The following is a 15,189-nucleotide window of genomic DNA, read 5'->3' as shown; positions in this document are numbered from 1 at the left end:
AGATTGTCTAAAGCTCCGCGCTGAGAGCATGGCAGCCCTCAGCAACCGCTGATTTTGCGGGGTTTTTATTGCGACATCGGTCGAAGCGTGAGAGGGCTGTTTATCGCTCGAACCCGTCGAATCGGCGACCCATATTCAGAGCCCATCGTTGACACCTCCACAGCCAGCAGCCGCGCGGGATACGCCTCAGGCGTCTCCGTCCATTGAAGCCGACGTCACCCAGGTCGAGGCCGAGGCGCACGCGACCGGCTGGACGGTCGACAAGCCATTGCGCGGCATCGTGCTGGTGCTGATCTCGACGGTGTTCCTGTCCTCATCGGACGCGATGGCGAAATATCTGGCGTTCCGGCTGCCGGCGGTCGAAATCGGCTGGCTGCGTTATGTCACCTTCATGCTGATCATGTGCCCGGCCGTGATCGCAATGTCGCCGCGGCTGGCGCTGCGCACGGTGCGCCCCGATCTGCAGGTGCTGCGCGGCCTCACTCTGGTCGGCTCATCGCTGCTGTTCATCACCGCATTGCGTTTCCTGCCGATCGCGGAGGCCACCACCACCAGTTTCGTGTCGCCGATTTTCGTCACCGTGCTGTCGATCCTGTTCCTGCGCGAAAGCGTCGGCCTGCGCCGCTGGATCGCGACCATCGTCGGCCTGATCGGCGTCATCATCGTGGTGCGTCCTGGGACCAGCGCGTTCCATCCCGCGGCGCTGTTTGCGATCACCTCCGCGCTGTGCTGGGCCTTCTCGCTGGTAGCGACGCGCAGGATCGCCGGCCGCGACAGCGCGGTGACCACCATGACCTATTCGGCCATCACCGGCTTCATCCTGCTCTCGGTGCTGCTGCCGTTCTTCTGGATCACACCGACAGTGCACGAAGTGGCGCTGGCCGTGTGCCTGGGCATTGCCGCGACCTCCGGGCACTGGCTGGTGGTGCTGGCCTATCGTTACGGCGATGCCTCGGTACTGGCGCCGTTCAGTTACACCCAGCCGATCTGGGCCACCATCCTCGGCTACATGGTGTTCGGCGACGTGCCCGACGCCTGGACCTTCGTCGGCGCCGCCATCATTATCGCCAGCGGGCTTTACACGGCGCACCGGGAGCGGGTGCGCAGGTCGAACGGGGCGTTGCGGACGGCAGGGGTGAAGGTGTGACGCGGCACGATGGCTGAAAACCATACATCTGTCCGGTGCAGCTATCGTATGGGTATTGACCTGTCATATGGTCCCAGTGGTTTTTCCAGCTGCTGGCGCTGCCTCTCCGCAGCCTCCGCCTTGATGCTGTTAATCACGTCTTCGATTCTCTGCTGCTCGCTCTTGCCTCCATTTTTGAGAACTTCTCCGTTCGACGGCATCGTCTGCGCGTCGGGATGTGATTTCTTGACCTCGGTTACAACTGCCCCATACGCATAAATCCAATTCACGTTTGAAGGACTCGTGTCTTTCGAGAAAACGAATTCTGCAGCGGCGAAGGCCGCATCATAAAGCGGCCGACCCTTAAATAATCGCTGGCCCGACGTACGCGCGGCGACGGCGCCGCCAATGTAGGCATCGCTCTCCACGAACAGCTTGATGACCTTGAGGTCGTACCAGTCTTGAACGGCATGAGTAAGCTCACGAAAGAGAAAATAGCGCTTCTCGGCATCTGACCTGGATAAATCGATCTTGAGCAAGTTTACCTCCGCGTCGTATTGAGCGGCAATCGGCAAGACCCTGTCCAAGCCTCCGCTTGAGTATTCGACAACATCGATCTCGTGCGTCTTTATGAGCTCGCCCACGGCGGAATACTGGAGCGGAGTATATGAAAAACGGCTGCCAGGGCTGTGCCAGCTAAGTGCGTGAGCGCATGAGAAAATGAGATCGGTGATGCGCTTCGCTCCGTCCGGCGAGAACACCCACTTGCGAGCAAGCAGCCTGCCCTCCTCATCGAGTTTACGTAATGTCGTTACAAAAATATCTTTCGCGTCTTTCTCGTTGGTCATCTTGTCCAGCAGAAGGACAATCGCCTTGGCTTGATTCCCATTAAATTCATCACCCTGGACCAGGCGGTTTACTTTCTGCCCTTTTTTGTTGAATTCCTTTTTCCGGGACCAGCCAACAATCTTGACCATCGTTTCGAAGTCGAGTTTGCGGTTTGGATCGTCATTCGTCGCGAACCTCCAGCGGTCCGCGATCCCTGGATCCAGGGCTCTGAGGTCATGGTAAAACTGGCTGATGGGTTTGACGCTTGGTGGCATGGGCATGCTCCGACGAAATGAAAAATCACGCGGTCCCGATGCGAACCGCGCCAACTTCGCATGGACAAGAGAGCACGACCGCGTCAGTGCGGCGTCAGGTCGACGTCAATCCGGCGAGACAATGAGGGGAACAATTGTCGCAGGGGGACTCACGGTTCGCGACGCGTATGCCGTGCTCTTCATCATGAGGAGCGCATCACAATCGCATTGGCGGCGACGAAGCGGGCGAACTCAGTCTATTTCCTGGAGCCGGCCGAAGCTGCCGATCCCGACCTCGCACCGGCATTCGCCGCGCCGGTGACCTTGCGGAGAGCGGCCTTGATCATGTCGGACTCACTGGCTCCTTTGCGTTTGCCGACCGCGTCATCGAACCCCATCGAAACGGACCAGTTCGGGTCCAGTTTTTTGAGTTCTTCCCCGACCGCCTTGTAGGCGGCCATCCACCTCGCGTTTTCCCTGACAGCCTTCTTCAGATAGACAAATTCCGCGGCGGCATAAGCCGCGTCAAATATCGCGCCCTGGTCGCTCTGCCGGCCCACGACGCGATCGCTGACGGCGCCGCAAATCAGGGCATCGGTTTCAGCGTACAAATTGATTATATTGAGATCGTACCAGTCCTGGATCGCGTGAGTCAGCTCATGAACAATCGTATTGCGCCTCACAGCGTCGGACTGAGTGCGGACAATCTTTAATGCATTCTTCTCGTCGCTAAAGGATCCCTTGTTCAGCCATTCACCCAGCCCGCCGTCCTGTTTTTCGAACGCACTGATCTTTCCTTCATTCATCAGCTCGATCACCGCGGCGTAGTGCATGGGGATATACAGAAATTGAGAGCCCGGGCTGCGCCAGTTAATGCGGCCAACGCTGGTTCCGACGACCTCCCTGACAAGCTTCAGTCCATCCGCGTAAGCGGTATCATCAAAGAACATGCCGCTGACATCGGCTTTCCGCATCGCCGCGACGAATTTATACTTGGGATCGCCGTCGATCTTGGTCATCAGCAAAGCGATCGCCTTCGCCTGCTTTTCGGTAAACCGGATGTCGCCGAATATTGGAGTTCGTATACCGTTCTCCGTGCTCCAGGATGACCAGACGATGTCGACCATCTCGTCGTAGGAGAGCGCGCGGCTCGGATTATCGTTGGTCGCGCGCATCCAGCGATCCGACATCGCCTGGTCCAGAGCCCTGAGGTCCTTGTAAAACTGGCTCGTGGGCTTAGGGGGATCCGACATACGCTCGCTCCGACAGAATCACGACCTACGCTGCCCCCAGGGGATGCGACCCCATCCAATTTCGCGTTCATATTGGAGCACGGCCGCGTCAGCGCGGCGTCAGATCAGTGTCAAGCTGGCTAGCCAGGACTTCAGCAAGACGACGCTTGTCGGCAGCAGGGATAGCGGTCGAGGGTCAAGGAAGGCGAAATCAAGGCGCGCGGCAAGAGATTCGCCTTCCGACTTGATTTGCGGATTCCCGGCCAGCGTGTATTCTGCGCGAGCACACGGGACATGCGGCGGGCAAAACCTTTGTCGTCGATTGATCAGCGGGCCGACTTAAACGGAAGCTTCGTGTCCTCGGATCAGGACCCGCTTCCGAAGTTCGACATCCTCGCCATACGTCCGTCTCCCGAACAAATTGCGCAAGCTTTGGCAACTGTGAACTGGATCGACCTGCGCGATAAAACCGTCGTTTTGATCTCCAGCTTCGGCGACGTTTTTTTCGAAGCACGGGACGGCATCCATTTGCTAAGTACCGTCGACGGCAGCTGGCAGAAATTCGCTCACAACAGAACAGAGTTTCGCAGGCGCCTGTCTTTCACCGGGCCGGACGAATTTCTGTTTGCGAGCCTGGTGTCGGATGCCCGGAAAGCCGGCATGCAGCTTGCGCCCGGCGAGTGTTACGACTTCCTGGAGCCGCTGCCGGATGGTGGTAACGCCGAGATAGCGAACCTTCGCAAGATCAACTTCGTTCAGAAACTGAACGCGCTTCGGCAATGGCGCCCTCCCCCGCCGCCTCCACCGGCGCCAATCAATCCAATTTTCATTGTGCCGGTGCTGCTGTTCCTATTGCCCGTTCTGCTTTCCGCGGGCCTTATCTTTGCTATCCCCATGCTGGTTGGCATCCACGCCATCGGTGTCGGCGCAGGATGGCCTGCCTATCTCCTGACACGCGCGATCGCGACCAGGTTTCTGAAGCGAACCTCAGCCCCCGACACAGTCCGATGGCTGGCAACGGGCCTCGGCATTGTCGCCTGGGTCAGCACGACAATCGGTGTCTGGTTCTTGTTATTGATAATTGCATGACACCGCTCTTGGCTCGCTCACGCCGCTTCCGCGTGATGCAGGCAGCGCTGCACCTCGACGGTGACATGCGACAGGCCGGCGACCTCAGCGAGGCGCTGCTTGTACGCATCCGGCGCCTGCGGATTGTCTGACACGATCGCGGCGATGACGCCGGTGTGGCCAGGGCCGAGCCGCCACAGATGCAGGTCGGCGACCTTGTCGCCATCGACCTCCAGCCGCTCGCGCACCGTCACCAGAAGGCTCGGATCGGGAATCGCATCCAGCAGCACGGAGCCAGCAGAGCGAATGAGGCTCCATGACCAGGAGAGGATGACGACGGCGCCGACCACACCCATCGCCGGATCCATCCAGCTCAGGCCGTAAAAGCGGCCGGCCAGCAGCGCCGCGATCGCCAGCACCGATGTCAGCGCGTCCGCCATCACGTGCACGTATGCGGCGCGGAGATTGCTGTCGTGGTGGCCGTGATGGGAGTGGTCATGATGATGATCGTGACCGTGATCGTCATGGTGATCATCGTCGTGATCATGCGTTTGATGATGGTGATGACCGCCGTCATGCAGCAGCAGCGCGCTGGCGAGATTCACCACAAGGCCGAGCACGGCGATGGGCAGCGCCTCGGCAAACGCGATGGTGACCGGCGCGACCAGCCGCGTCACGCTCTCATAGCCGATGAACAGCGCGATCATCGCCAGGATGATGGCACTGGAGAACGCCGCGAGTTCGCCGAGCTTGCCGGTGCCGAACGAGAACCGCGCATCGTGCGCGTGCGCGCGCGCGAACCGATAGGCCAGCGCCGCGATCGCCAGCGCCGCCGCATGCGTCGACATGTGCCAGCCGTCCGCCATCAGCGCCATCGATCCGAACATGCTGCCGCCGACGATCTCGGCGACCATCATCACCGCCGTCAGGGCGACAACGAGCCAGGTTCGGCGCTCGTTGCGATCATGCGCCGCGCCGAGGAAGACGTGGTCGTGGGTCCATTGGTGGAGCGAGTGGGAGTGCATGGCGAGACTTTCTGATATCGGCGGCGCTGGCGACAGGATCGACGATATCGTCTGCGCCATCAAGGATGGCGGCAGGCGCAAAGGTGCGCCCTCGCCGACTTCGCGAATGAAGCCGAATCAAAACAAATGGCAAGGCTTTTCAGGGGGAAGGTGGTGCCGCCTATAGGATTCGAACCTACGACCCCATCATTACGAATGATGTGCTCTACCAGCTGAGCTAAGGCGGCGAACCGGTGCAGTCAGGTGCGCTCCTGATAAAGGCGAAGCCTCCGATTGGCAAGGACTCCGCGGGCGCCCAGCATGAAGTTCCTGCGACGGCCGGGCCGCGGGCCGGGGCCGGCCCGCCGGGAAAGCGCCCCGGAATCAGGACGTTGCCGAGCCCCTCAGACCTATCTGATTCACCCATCTTCTGACATTGCCCACAACGGACGATGTTTTTCGCGGCTCCCTCCCCTTGTGGGGAGGGCTGGGAGGGGGGCGTGCTGGGGTACAAACTGGGCTGAGTCCTGACAATTTGACCCGGGTTGATTCCTGACAGGCAAGCTTCGTCTGATTCGATGGAGGATCAGGCGATGCCTTTCAGGGAGAGCAGTCCTATGGAGGAGCGTATCGCGTTGTTTCGGGAGTACGAGACGGGAGCATTTTCGGTGACGGAGCTGTGCGCGCGGTATGGCATCAGCCGGGAGACCTTCTACGTGTGGAAGCGCCGCCGCGCGAGCGGGGAGCCGCACTGGTTCGAGGAGAGAAGCCACGCGGTGGAGAGCTGTCCGCATGCGACGGCTAGCCAACTGGCCGACTGCCTCATCGCGACACGGCGACGGTTCCCGCATTTCGGCCCGAAGAAGGTCAAGGCATGGCTTGAGCGCGGGCGGCCGAGATCGACTGGCCTGCGGCGTCGACGATCGGCGACATCCTGAAGCGGGAAGGCTTGGTCGAGACACGCCGTCGCCGACGTCGAGCGATTGCACAGGGCGAGGTGGTGGCGCCGGCAAGCGTCCCCAATGAGGAATGGTCGATCGACTTTAAGGGCTGGTTTCGAACCCGCGACGGGACACGCTGCGATCCGCTCACCATCACGGATGCTGCGAGCCGCTTTCTTGTCGAGGTCCGCATCGTCGATCCGACCTGGGCTGGCGTTAAAGGCGCGCTGGAACGCGTTTTCGCGGACATTGGCCTTCCCGATGCGATCCGCTCCGATAACGGTACACCGTTCGGATCCACGGGGCGGGCGGCCTTTCGGCACTCTCGGTGTGGTGGCTCAAGCTCGGCATCGAGCCGCACTACATCCCGCCGGCGAGTCCGCAGGACAACGCCCGGCACGAGCGCATGCACCGCACTCTGAAGGCTGAGACCTCGAAACCGCCGGCGGCAACGGCTGCCGAGCAGCAGCGCCGGTTCGACGTCTTCCGCCACCACTTCAACCAGGAGCGGCCGCACGAGGCTCTCGATCAAGCGCCGCCCGCCAAGCTCTGGCAGTCGCCGTCGCGCGCCCTGCCGAGCCATCTCCATGACCCCTGGTACGATGCTTATCATGAGGTCCGCCGTGTGCGTTCCTCCGGCGAAATCAAATGGCGCGGCGAGCTCGTGTTCGTCGGTGAAGCGCTTGCAGGCGAACTCGTTGGTCTCGCCGAACGCGACACCGGCGGCCACATCCTGCGCTTCTGCGACCGGGATCTGGGGGTGATCGATCGTGACCACCGTTTCCTCCGCTTTGCTCCCCCGCGCGCCCGGTTCCGCGTTCAGCAGAAAACGGCAGCGACAGCAAAACAATGACCGAATACTGTCAGGCATCAGCCCGGTCCAAAATGTCAGGAATCGACCCGGTCGGACCGGGTTCAGACCAGAATGATCATCGCAACCCGCACAAGAGAATGGCGCGAAGCAGCCGATCACTCACGCTGCGGATCTGTCGCCACCCCCCTCCCTAACCCTCCCCCACAAGGGGGGAGGGAACGACTAATCAATTGGAGCGAATGCCGTAGCCTTCACGCCCCCCAGCGGGCCAGGAATCCGCGCCAGCCGCCGCGCTGGGCCTGGGGCGGATAAGGCGAATCGGAGGTGTCTTCCTCGGCCAGCGGATCGTCGATGCCGGGATCGTCCGGCGGCCGGATGATGGGAATGATCGGCGCAACAGCCGGGGTCTTGTCGATATCACGACGCGAACGGAACACCGGCGGGGATGGCAGCGGTGCTGGGGGCGGAGGTGGCGGCACCTCCTCGAGGGGCGGCTCAGGCAGCGGGGAATTGTCCTGCACCGGGACCGGCTCGCTGGCTGTCTCCGCCGGCACGGTCACGCCGATGGCAGCGTCCGCGACGACCGGAACATCGGTGGCCTCATGTGGCACGGCGATGGGTGCGACAGGCGTGGGGTCCTTTGCAACTTCCTTTGCGACCACCTTTGCAGTTTCTTGGGGCGCAGGAGCCGGCGACAGGCTGGGCGGCGGGAGATCGCGCATCGCGGGCTCCGGCTCGACCTCGACCGGCTTGTCGGAGGGAAGCGCGGCAAGCGGCGTCTGCCACTGGAACGCATCGAGCCGGCCGGAGACCGGCGACACCGGCCGCCAGCGATCCGACACATAGCCATCCGCGGTCCACACCGGATCATGGGCGGCGCGCACCGCGCGCAGCGTCCAGCTCCGCGCGCGGCCGCTGTCGCCGTGTTCGGTGCGCTCGATCTCCGCCATCAGCATGGCGACCCGCTGGGTCGGCGCGGCGATGAAGGGCGCCAAGGCCTCGCGGGCGCGGCTGAACTCCGTGGCGTCGATGGCGGCGCGCGCGAGCGCCAGCGCGCCCTCGATATGTCCCGGGGTTTTCGCCGCCAGGGTTTCCACCCGCACCAGCCGCTGCCGCGCGGAATCGCCGAGACGCACATGGGCGTAGGCGTCGGCAAGATCCGGATGCGGCTGCGCCAGCCATGCGGTCTCAAGCACGCGCATGGCGCGGCGGATCTGATGCGCTTCGCTCAGGAATTTGCCGGCGAGCACCGCGGCCGGCACCAGGGTCGGCGCAAGCTTCACCGCCTCCATCACGCTTTCGCGGGACTGGTCGCGGTTCTGGGTTTCCAACTCCAGCGCCCGCGCGGTCAGCAGCACGCCGCGCTCGCGGCGATGGGCTGCCTTGTCGATCTGGCCAGCGGCAAAGTTGGCGTCGAGAATTTTCAGCGCGCCGTTCCAGTCGCTTTGGGCACAGCGAAAACCGAGAATGGCATGCGAGGCCCATGGCGAGGCCGGCGCGGTCTTCAGCGCTTCCTCGGCAATCGCCACCGCCGCGACCGGATCGTCGGCGCGCTGCGCTTCGACAAACAGGCCGCGCAGGCCGAGCAGCCGGGTTTCCTCACGCTCGGCCATGGCGCGAAACGCGCGTTGCGCGCCGGTGCGATCGCCGTCGAGCTGGGCGGCCTGGGCATGCAGCAACAGCGCCAGCGGCTCCTGCTGGGCATCGCGGCGCGCGATGTGAGCGTGACGGCGCGCCGCGATCGCGTCGCCGGTGCCGATGGCGATCAGGCCATGGGTGATGGCGTGGCGTCCTCGCGTTTGCCGCCGCGCGCGGTTGCCGCGCCGGATGCGATCCGGCGTGCGCCACAGCGCGCGCACGATCCACCAGGCCAGCATGGCCGCGACCACGGCAGCGCCGAGCACCAGCACGAACACCGGCAGGCTGACCTCGATGCGCCAGCCGCTCCAGGTCAGCACCACATCGCCGGTCTGATCGGCAACCCAGGCCGCGCCGAACGCCGCCAGTGCGATCAGGACAAGAAACAGAATGATACGAAACATCGGCAAAGCCTATCGCGCTGGCGTGGTGAGGGCCGCCGTCGCATTGGCGGCGAACTGACGCGAGACGGCAAGCGCCGCGTCACGGGCGGCGACCTTGTCGATCCAGGATTGTGCCTTGCTGCGCTCGGCCTGCGGCAACGTCATCAATTCGCGTTTCGCATCAGTCAGATCGTTGCGTCGTGCCGCCGCCGCGACCCGCGACAGGATCGCGTCGCTGTCGCTGCCCGGCGCCGCATCGGTGCGCCGGACCTTGACCAGGCGCGCGGCGCTCGCCTGCAGGCGGTCGAGCAAGCCGGCACCGGCCGGTGCGCCGTCAGGCTTCGGTTCGAGTTGCGGCAGCAGCGTCAGCAGCTCGCGGCTCAACGCGGCCGCACCAGGCACACCGCTGGCGGCAAAGCCTTCGAGCGGCTTCAGTGCGGCGGCATCATCAGCCAGTTGTTTTGCCGCGCTCAGCGCCGTTGCGAACGGATCACCCTGACGAACCGCGAGATCCAGCGAATTCGCCGCGATGACACGGCGCAGCTTGCTGTCATCGGCCGGCGGCGCGGGCTTGGTCTCAGCCTTGATGCCGGCGATCTTTGCATCAACTTTGGCATCGAGCTTGGCCTCGGTCCCGGCCTGCGCTTCCTTGACGCTTTCTTTGACACTCTCCTTGACTTGAGCGCTTTCGGCCGACAGCGCCTGCGTCTTCGCATCAAGCTGCGCAAGCCGGCTTTCAACCTCGGAGAGATCCGGTGGCGTCCCGACCGTCACAGCCGTGCCGCGCGGCGCCGCCTTGATGTCTTCGATCGTCTTGTTCAGGCGATCGTAATGCGACCGCAGCATCGCCAGCGACTTGTCCATCGCATCGAGGCGCGCGGAGAGCGCCGGATCCGCCTTCAGCGTCGGCGGCGGTGCAGGTGTCGCCTCGAGGCGTGCGACGCGCGCCGCCATGGTCTCCAGCGTTGCAACCATCGACGCCTGCTGCCCATTCGAGCCGCCGAGCAGGCCGGCGAACCAGGCGCCGAATCCGATCAGCAGCGCCGCGATGGCACCCGTCAGTGCGGACACCAGCACGCCGGCGCTTCTGCGCGGTCGCGGCTCGGCAGGTTTGTCTGCAGACGGCTTGTCCGAAGACGGCTGGGCTGCAGCAGCATCCGCGTCGGAGACCGATTCGGCGTCCGCCGAACCAGCATGAGCGGTATCAGTATGATCGACGTGAACCTGATCTGATGTCTCGACCCGAGCGGCTTCCAGATCAATGGTCGGTGGGGTGCGCCCCCTGCGGCCTGTGTCCGCCGATCCACCGTCCGATGCAGGACCGGTCCCTTCGGGTTTGTCGTCGACCATCAAGCTCGCTCCTGTTACGCAAGGTTCACTGTAGCGCTTATTTGGCAAAAGTGGATGCCGGTTTTGCGACCGGACTAAGTTCAATCAGGGGTGGACACATCTGAAGTCCGGCCCAGGCGTTCAAGTCCAATCAAACCTGCGAGGCTGCCACAGGGGTTAATGCTGTTGCGCGGGCTTCTCAAAGTCTGACTCTAAGAACAAGGGAAAGCAGCGCCCCATATTCAGCGTCATCACCGGGCTTGACCCGGTGATCCAGCTTAAACCTCAATCCCGAATGTGACTTTGTTGAAGAAAGCTGGATTGTGACCGACTTGGCGCAGCCAAGTCGCTGAGGTCAAGCCCGGCAATGACGGAGTGGGGATGATACGTCGCGAATCACTTCAGCGCTGCTGCGGCCGCAGCGCGCGCTCCACTGCATCCAGCATGGATTTTTCATCCGGGTTGCGCGCCACAACAACGCGGGACGCGCCGGCGTCGCGCATGACGGCTGCGACCGATTCGGACAAACAGCATTGCGGCAGCGCCAAAGCGGAGATTTCGACGCCGTCGGCGCGCGCGGCTGTCACGAAAGCCCGCGCGCTGCGTCGTGAATAATGCAGAATGGCCTCGACATCATCGGCCGCGAACGCGTCGCAGACGGCTGCGGGTAGCCGTGCGATCGGGACCATCGCATAGGTTGTGTGGCAAACGAGATGAAAGCCGCGCTCGTCCATCTCGTCGGTGAGATCATGTGCCCGATCGGCGCCCGCGAGATACAGCAGTGTGCGCAGCACCTCAGGCGTCGACGTGTCCGATGCCTTCTCTGATGTCTTGCCTGATTTCTTGCGAGACTTGTTACCGGATTTTTTCTGGTCGTCGAAATGCGCCGCGATCAGATCGGGCAGCCCCGCTGCGCCGCTGTTGCCGGCGATGATGTCCTGAAACCCTGTCGCACGCGCCGCATCCGCAGTGTGCGCGCCGACGGCGAACAGCGGCAGGCTCAGCCAACTCGATTTGCCGGGATACGCATCGATCGCGCGCAGCGCATTGGCGCTGGTGACGATCACGCCGTCATACGATAGCGCGCCGTCATCCTCGAACGCGACCGGCTCGAATCGCAGCATCGGCGCCAGTAATACGTCGAAACCCTTGCCGCGCAGGGCCTCTGCTGTCGCCACATTGTCGGGATGCGGCCGGGTGACCAGCACCGCCATGGGGTCAGGCTCCGCCGAACAGCGTGAAGAATTTTTCCCCGGCCCGCTCACGCAGTTCCCGCGCGGCGTCAGTTCCGAGTTTGGCCGCATCACCGCGCGCGCCTTCGCGCGTGGTCTCGAACCATTCCTTGCCATCGGGCGAAATGATCAGGCCGCGAAAATGAATGGTCTCGCCGCTGACCCGGCAGTGGCCGCCGATCGGCGTGCGGCAGGAGCCGTCGAGCAGCGCCAGGAAACTGCGCTCGGTGGTCAGCGCCACCTCGGTGTCGGGATCGGTGATGCGCGTGACAAAGGCATTGATGCGATCATCATTGCGGCGCGATTCGATGGCGATGGCGCCCTGGCCGACCGCCGGCAGAAATTCGTCGATCTCGAAAATGCGCGTGGCCTTGTCTTCCATCTTCAGCCGCTTCAGGCCAGCGAGCGCCAGCAATGTCGCATCGGCCTCGCCCGCTGCGAGCTTGCGCAGCCGGGTCTCGACATTGCCGCGGATGACATTGACCTTCAGATCGGGCCGCAGCCGCAACACCATGGCCTGGCGGCGCAGCGACGCGGTGCCAACCACCGCGCCCGCGGGCAGCGTTTCGAGCGACGTGGCCTTGTGGCTGATGAAGACGTCGCGGGCATCCTCGCGCGGCAGGAAAGCGGACAGCCAGGTGGCATCCGGCAGGAAGGTCGGCACGTCCTTGGACGAATGCACCGCCAGATCGATGTCGCCGGCGAGCAGCGCCTCCTCGATCTCCTTGGTGAACAGCCCCTTGCCGCCGACGTCCAGCAACGCGCGATCCTGGATGATGTCCCCGGAGGTGCGGATGGTACGAACAGCAATCCGCTCCGGATCGATGGCATGCGCACGCGCGAGGCGGGCACGCACCTCATGGGCCTGCGCCAACGCCAGCGGGCTGCCCCGCGTTCCGATGGTCGCAACGATGTTCGGCACGGGCGACTGCACGTCAAACTCCTTGAAAACCCAAATCTGCAAATCCCGGTTTGCAAACCCCACTTTTGCTCGATCCGCGGTAATGCTACGCCGGGGTCGGGCCGGCAAGGGAAACTCCGGTTCGGCGGTAAACGCAAGAGCCGAGGCAGGCTGAAAAGGGCTGAAATTGTTCACGGACGCGCCAACTTTGGTCTCCACACTGGTCCTGGGCATCGAGACCACCTGTGATGAGACCGCAGCTGCGGTGGTCGAGCGCCAGGCCGACGGCACTGGCCGCATTTTGTCCAATATCGTGAAATCCCAGATCGAGGATCACGCGCCGTATGGCGGGGTGGTTCCCGAAATCGCCGCCCGCGCCCATGTCGATCTGCTTGATGGCATCGTCGCCACCGCCATGCGGGAGGCCGGCGTGTCCTATTCACGGCTGGACGGCATCGCCGCCGCCGCGGGCCCGGGACTGATCGGCGGTGTCATTGTCGGGCTGACCACCGCCAAGGCGATTGCACTGGTGCACAACACCCCGCTGCTGGCGGTCAACCATCTCGAAGCCCATGCGCTGACGCCGCGGCTGGTCACGCCGCTGACGTTTCCCTATTGCCTGTTCCTGGCGTCCGGGGGGCATACCCAGATCGTGGCCGTGCTCGGTGTCGGCCAGTATGTGCGGCTCGGCACCACGGTCGACGATGCGATCGGCGAAGCCTTCGACAAGGTCGCGAAGATGCTGGGGCTGCCTTATCCCGGCGGCCCGCAGGTGGAGTTGGCCGCGGCCAGCGGCGATCCCGACCGGTTCGCGTTTCCACGCCCGATGCTCGGGCGTTCCGACGCCAATTTCTCGCTCTCCGGTTTGAAGACGGCGGTGCGCAACGAAGCCGAGCGGACCGGACCGCTGGAGCCGCAGGACATCGCCGATCTCTGTGCGGGTTTCCAGGCCGCGGTGCTGGACTCGACCGCCGACCGGCTGAGTGTCGGGCTGTCGCTGTTCCGCGAGCAGTTCGGCCCGCCGCGCGCACTGGTCGCGGCCGGCGGCGTCGCCGCCAACCAGGCGATTCGTGGGGCGCTGCAGGCGGTCGCGGAGAAAGCCGGGACACCGCTGATGATCCCGCCGCCGGCACTGTGCACCGACAATGGCGCCATGATCGCCTGGGCCGGCCTCGAGCGTCTCGCCCTCGGCATGACGGATACGATGGACGCCGCGCCCCGCGCGCGCTGGCGGCTGGACGAGAACGCGCCGACCCCGGCCCAGTTCGCCAACACCCGCGCGCAGCACTGATCATGTCGCGATTATCGAGCCGGATGTGGATTCGTAGCCCGGATGAGCGAAGCGATATCCGGGAGTGTATGTCGGTACGCTCGCCCCGGATATCGCTTCGCTCATCCGGGCTACACTTGATCGCAACGTCTCAACACGAGTCGATTGAAACATGTCCGCTTTGAACTCCGTGGCAGTCGTCGGCGCCGGCGCATGGGGCACTGCGCTGGCCAATGCGGCCGCGCGCGCCGGACGCGACGTGACCCTGGTTGCCCGCGACGACGCGACCGCCATGAACATCGCGATGCATCGGACATCGCCGCGCCTGCCCGGGATCAAACTCGAATCCAAGGTCGTGATGACCGGCAATGCGGCTGACGCGGCGCGCGCGCAGGTCATCCTGCTGGTGGTGCCGGCACAGGCCTTGCGCGCGACATTGAAGCCGTTCGCGGCGGCGATTCCCCAGGGATGCGTGGTGATGGCTTGCGCCAAGGGCATCGAGCGGACAACAGGGCTGTTCATGACCGAGATCATCGCCGAACTCGCACCACGGGCGGTGCCGGCGATTCTGTCGGGGCCGAGTTTCGCCGACGATGTGGCGCGTGGCCTGCCGACGGCGGTGACGCTGGCCGCGCCCGATGAGCCGATCGCCGCGGCGCTGTGCCAGGCGCTGGGATCGCCGACGTTTCGTCCTTATCACACCACCGACGTGCGCGGAGTCGAGATCGGCGGCGCGGCCAAGAACGTGCTGGCGATCGCCGCCGGCATCGTGGTCGGCCGCAAACTCGGCGCCTCAGCACTTGCTGCACTGACCACCCGCGGCTTTGCGGAGCTGACACGCTTCGGCCGCGCCTGCGGCGCCCAACCGGAAACGCTGGCCGGTTTGTCCGGCCTGGGCGATCTCGTGCTGTCGTGTTCGAGCCCGCAGTCACGCAATTTTTCATTCGGCATCGCGCTGGGCCAGGGACAGAGCGCGGCGCAGGCGGCAGGCGGCAAACTCGCCGAGGGCGCGTTCACCGCGTCCGTGCTGCTGGACATCGCACGGACCAAAGGGATCGACATGCCGATCTCGGAGGCCGTGGCATCAATTCTCGACGGGCGAACCGACATCGACACCGCAATCACCGGATTGCTGGCGCGCCCGTTCAAGGCCGAGGGATAGGAGAGCA

The 15,189-nt window shown here is 63.9% G+C and carries 14 protein-coding genes and 1 tRNA gene; 7 read left to right on the top strand and 8 right to left on the bottom strand.

Features of this window, described 5'->3' with window-relative positions; all coding sequences use genetic code 11:
• Positions 1–148: 148 nt before the first annotated feature.
• A complete protein-coding gene (locus RS897_RS11125) occupies positions 149–1,147 on the top strand; it encodes a DMT family transporter (protein WP_407654464.1) in 999 nt (332 codons plus the stop codon).
• Positions 1,148–1,188: 41 nt separating this feature from the next.
• Here the strand turns inward: RS897_RS11125 and RS897_RS11120 are convergent, their stop codons facing one another.
• Together RS897_RS11120 and RS897_RS11115 are read right to left on the bottom strand one after the other, a co-directional pair.
• Entirely contained in the window at positions 1,189–2,229 is a 1,041-nt protein-coding gene (locus tag RS897_RS11120) for a hypothetical protein (RefSeq protein ID WP_315836609.1), read from the bottom strand.
• A 236-nt stretch (positions 2,230–2,465) separates the two neighbouring features.
• The gene (locus RS897_RS11115) at positions 2,466–3,461 is read right to left on the bottom strand and encodes a hypothetical protein (protein WP_315836608.1); all 996 of its coding nucleotides are present in this window, start codon (positions 3,459–3,461) and stop codon (positions 2,466–2,468) included.
• Between the two features lie 273 nt (positions 3,462–3,734).
• Here RS897_RS11115 and RS897_RS11110 point away from each other — a divergent pair, with 273 nt between their 5' ends.
• The gene (locus RS897_RS11110; protein WP_315836607.1) at positions 3,735–4,529 is read left to right on the top strand and encodes a T6SS immunity protein Tdi1 domain-containing protein; all 795 of its coding nucleotides are present in this window, start codon (positions 3,735–3,737) and stop codon (positions 4,527–4,529) included.
• A gap of 17 nt (positions 4,530–4,546) precedes the next feature.
• Here the strand turns inward: RS897_RS11110 and dmeF are convergent, their stop codons facing one another.
• Positions 4,547–5,533 (bottom strand): CDF family Co(II)/Ni(II) efflux transporter DmeF, encoded by a 987-nt coding sequence (gene dmeF, locus RS897_RS11105; RefSeq protein ID WP_315836606.1) that lies wholly within the window; start codon positions 5,531–5,533, stop codon positions 4,547–4,549.
• A gap of 151 nt (positions 5,534–5,684) precedes the next feature.
• Positions 5,685–5,760, bottom strand: a tRNA-Thr gene (locus RS897_RS11100).
• Between the two features lie 369 nt (positions 5,761–6,129).
• Between RS897_RS11100 and RS897_RS11095 the strand changes: the two genes are divergently transcribed.
• From RS897_RS11095 to RS897_RS11090, 3 genes are read left to right on the top strand one after another with little or no spacing between them, the layout of a single operon-like run.
• Positions 6,130–6,450: a helix-turn-helix domain-containing protein gene (locus tag RS897_RS11095; RefSeq protein WP_315836605.1), complete on the top strand. Its 321-nt coding sequence runs from the start codon at positions 6,130–6,132 to the stop codon at positions 6,448–6,450.
• Between the two features lie 59 nt (positions 6,451–6,509).
• On the top strand, positions 6,510–6,875 hold the full coding sequence (locus RS897_RS42270; RefSeq protein WP_407654543.1) for a DDE-type integrase/transposase/recombinase: 366 nt from the start codon (positions 6,510–6,512) through the stop codon (positions 6,873–6,875).
• Positions 6,782–7,306, top strand: a complete 525-nt coding sequence (locus tag RS897_RS11090) for an integrase core domain-containing protein (protein WP_315836604.1) — start codon at positions 6,782–6,784, stop codon at positions 7,304–7,306. The genes RS897_RS42270 and RS897_RS11090 overlap by 94 nt, the downstream gene beginning before the upstream one ends.
• 212 nt (positions 7,307–7,518) lie before the next feature.
• Here the strand turns inward: RS897_RS11090 and RS897_RS11085 are convergent, their stop codons facing one another.
• The 4 genes from RS897_RS11085 to hemC form a co-directional block, all read right to left on the bottom strand.
• Complete coding sequence (locus RS897_RS11085; protein ID WP_315836603.1) at positions 7,519–9,309, bottom strand: heme biosynthesis protein HemY; 1,791 nt, start codon at positions 9,307–9,309, stop codon at positions 7,519–7,521.
• A 9-nt stretch (positions 9,310–9,318) separates the two neighbouring features.
• Complete coding sequence (locus tag RS897_RS11080; protein WP_315836602.1) at positions 9,319–10,365, bottom strand: COG4223 family protein; 1,047 nt, start codon at positions 10,363–10,365, stop codon at positions 9,319–9,321.
• 653 nt (positions 10,366–11,018) lie between these two features.
• Positions 11,019–11,831 (bottom strand): uroporphyrinogen-III synthase, encoded by an 813-nt coding sequence (locus RS897_RS11075; RefSeq protein WP_315836601.1) that lies wholly within the window; start codon positions 11,829–11,831, stop codon positions 11,019–11,021.
• A 4-nt stretch (positions 11,832–11,835) separates the two neighbouring features.
• On the bottom strand, positions 11,836–12,783 hold the full coding sequence (gene hemC, locus RS897_RS11070) for a hydroxymethylbilane synthase (protein WP_315836600.1): 948 nt from the start codon (positions 12,781–12,783) through the stop codon (positions 11,836–11,838).
• Positions 12,784–12,958: 175 nt separating this feature from the next.
• Between hemC and tsaD the strand changes: the two genes are divergently transcribed.
• The gene (gene tsaD / locus RS897_RS11065) at positions 12,959–14,041 is read left to right on the top strand and encodes a tRNA (adenosine(37)-N6)-threonylcarbamoyltransferase complex transferase subunit TsaD (RefSeq protein WP_315836599.1); all 1,083 of its coding nucleotides are present in this window, start codon (positions 12,959–12,961) and stop codon (positions 14,039–14,041) included.
• A gap of 151 nt (positions 14,042–14,192) precedes the next feature.
• Positions 14,193–15,182: an NAD(P)H-dependent glycerol-3-phosphate dehydrogenase gene (locus RS897_RS11060; protein WP_315836598.1), complete on the top strand. Its 990-nt coding sequence runs from the start codon at positions 14,193–14,195 to the stop codon at positions 15,180–15,182.
• Positions 15,183–15,189 lie beyond the last annotated feature (7 nt).

Origin of the sequence: Bradyrhizobium prioriisuperbiae (assembly GCF_032397745.1) — a bacterium.
Lineage (GTDB): Bacteria > Pseudomonadota > Alphaproteobacteria > Rhizobiales > Xanthobacteraceae > Bradyrhizobium_A > Bradyrhizobium_A prioriisuperbiae.
Note: the sequence above shows the minus strand (reverse complement) of the source record. Positions and strands in the feature narration are given on the sequence as shown.